Origin of the sequence: Phytoactinopolyspora endophytica, from assembly GCF_004138495.1 — a bacterium.
Classification (GTDB): Bacteria; Actinomycetota; Actinomycetes; order Jiangellales; family Jiangellaceae; genus Phytoactinopolyspora; species Phytoactinopolyspora endophytica.
Genome location: NZ_ML142872.1, coordinates 66,950 through 69,136, shown reverse-complemented (window position 1 = coordinate 69,136; position 2,187 = coordinate 66,950). Strand labels below are relative to the sequence as shown.

2 protein-coding genes are annotated in these 2,187 nt (G+C 68.0%); both read left to right on the top strand.

The window, feature by feature from the left end:
- Positions 1–231 precede the first annotated feature (231 nt).
- Entirely contained in the window at positions 232–1,914 is a 1,683-nt protein-coding gene (gene araB, locus ELR45_RS30925) for a ribulokinase (protein ID WP_129669719.1), read from the top strand.
- Positions 1,915–1,948: 34 nt separating this feature from the next.
- On the top strand, positions 1,949–2,187 hold a 239-nt coding region (locus tag ELR45_RS39770; RefSeq protein WP_205857609.1), incomplete at its 3' end, for a class II aldolase/adducin family protein.

The window sequence follows — 2,187 nt, the reverse complement described above, 5'->3', positions numbered from 1 at the left end:
CACCACCATCCGCCAGGACTTCGCTGAGGTCGGCCGGCAGAGCATGAGTATGCTCCTGGCGGAGATGGACAGCGGCCTGCACCGAGGCACCGGCCGCCGTTCCATCGTTGCTCCCGAACTCGTGGTGCGGGTCAGTTCCATGCCGACGGCCTGAGGACCCCAAACCCGGGTGACCCACTTCCGCTCCCGCGCCGGGTGCGTTAGCCTAGAGCTATTGTGAACGCTAACATCATGCCTCCAAGCACAGACGTATCCGCCGACGCCCGGTTCGCCGTCGGCGTGGACTTCGGCACCCTGTCTGGCCGAGCCGTCGTCGTGCGGGTCTCCGACGGCGCGGAGCTGGGCAGCGCCGTGCACGAGTTCAGTCACGGCGTCGTCGACCGCGCGCTACCCGGAACCGGCGAGCAGCTGCCGCCGGACTGGGCGCTGCAGGTCCCGTCCGACTACGTCAACGTGCTCAGGACCGCCGTGCCACAAGCGGTCGCGGCGGCCGGCATCGACCCCTCCCGCGTGATCGGCATCGGCACCGACTTCACCGCCTGCACCGTGCTACCGACGCGAGCCGACGGCACACCACTGTGCGAGCTGCCCCAGTTCGCCGAGCGCAGGCACGCCTACGTGAAGCTGTGGAAGCACCATGCCGCTCAGCCACAGGCGGACCGCATCAACGCGCTCGCAGCGGAGCGCGGCGAAAGCTGGCTTCCCCGCTACGGGGGTTTGATCTCTTCGGAGTGGGAGTTCGCCAAGGCGCTGCAGGTACTCGAGGAGGACCCCGAGGTCTACGAGGCCACCGACCGCTGGGTCGAGGCGGCCGACTGGATCGTCTGGCAGCTGTGTGGAACCTACGTGCGCAATGCCTGCACAGCCGGCTACAAGGGCATCCTCCAGGACGGCGCATATCCGACGCGGGACTATTTGGCCGCGCTGAACCCCACGTTCGCGGACTTCGTGACGGACAAGCTCGACCAGCCCATCGGCCTCCTCGGCGGCCGCGCCGGAGAGCTCACCGCGGAAGCCGCCGTCTGGACCGGCCTGCCGGAAGGGATCGCGGTCGCGGTCGGCAATGTCGATGCGCACGTGACAGCGCCTGCGGCCCAGGCCGTCGAACCCGGGCAGATGGTCGCCATCATGGGCACATCCACCTGCCACATCATGAACGGCGACGTGCTCCGCGAGGTCCCCGGCATGTGCGGTGTCGTGGACGGCGGCATCGTGGCCGGGCTCTGGGGCTACGAGGCCGGACAGAGCGGCGTCGGCGACATCTTCGCCTGGTTCGTCGACACCTCGGTGCCGCCGGAGTACGTGGCAGAAGCGGAACGCCGGGGCGTCTCAGTTCACGAGTATCTGACGGACCTGGCGGCAGGACAGCGCGTCGGCGAGCACGGCCTGATCGCCCTGGACTGGCACAGCGGCAACCGCTCTGTGCTGGTGAACCATGAGCTCTCCGGAGTGGTGGTCGGGCAGACGCTGAGCACCCGGCCGGAGGACACCTACCGCGCGCTGCTCGAGGCGACCGCCTTCGGCACCCGAACGATCATCGAGACATTCCAGCAGGCGGGCGTCGCGGTCGAGGAGCTCATCGTCGCCGGCGGACTGCTCAAGAACAGCTTCTTGATGCAGACCTACGCAGATGTGACCGGACTCCCCCTGAGCACAGCCGTATCCGAGCAGGCGCCCGCGCTCGGTTCGGCCATCCATGCCGCGGTCGCCGCCGGTGCCTACGACGACATCCGCTCGGCGGCGGCCGCTATGGGCAAGGTGGACCGTGCGGTCTACACGCCGGATCCCGACCGCGCGAAGGCGTATGAGGCCCTGTTCGCCGAGTACACCCGCCTACACGACTACTTCGGCCGGGGCGAGAACGATGTGCTGCGCCGGCTCCGGGACATCAGGAGGAAGGCTCTGAGCACGTGACCGGCTCTCGATCGCAGGTGGAGACTACAGAGACGTGAACAGCGAGACGAAAGCGGTGATCGAGCGCGTACGCAAGGACGTCTGCGCCCTCCATGCCGAACTGGTGCGATATGGGCTCGTCGCCTGGACGGCCGGCAACGTCTCCGGCCGTATACCCGGGTCGGAGCTGTTCGTCATCAAACCGAGCGGCATCAGCTACGACGACCTCGTGCCCGAGTCGATCGTCGTCTGCGACCTCGATGGGAAGCTCGTCGACGGCGAGCTCTCGCCGTC

What these genes read in the sequence shown, in the direction of transcription:
- araB (WP_129669719.1), top strand. Translation starts at nt 232, where the DNA reads ATGCCTCCAAGCACAGACGTATCCGCCGACGCCCGGTTCGCCGTCGGC.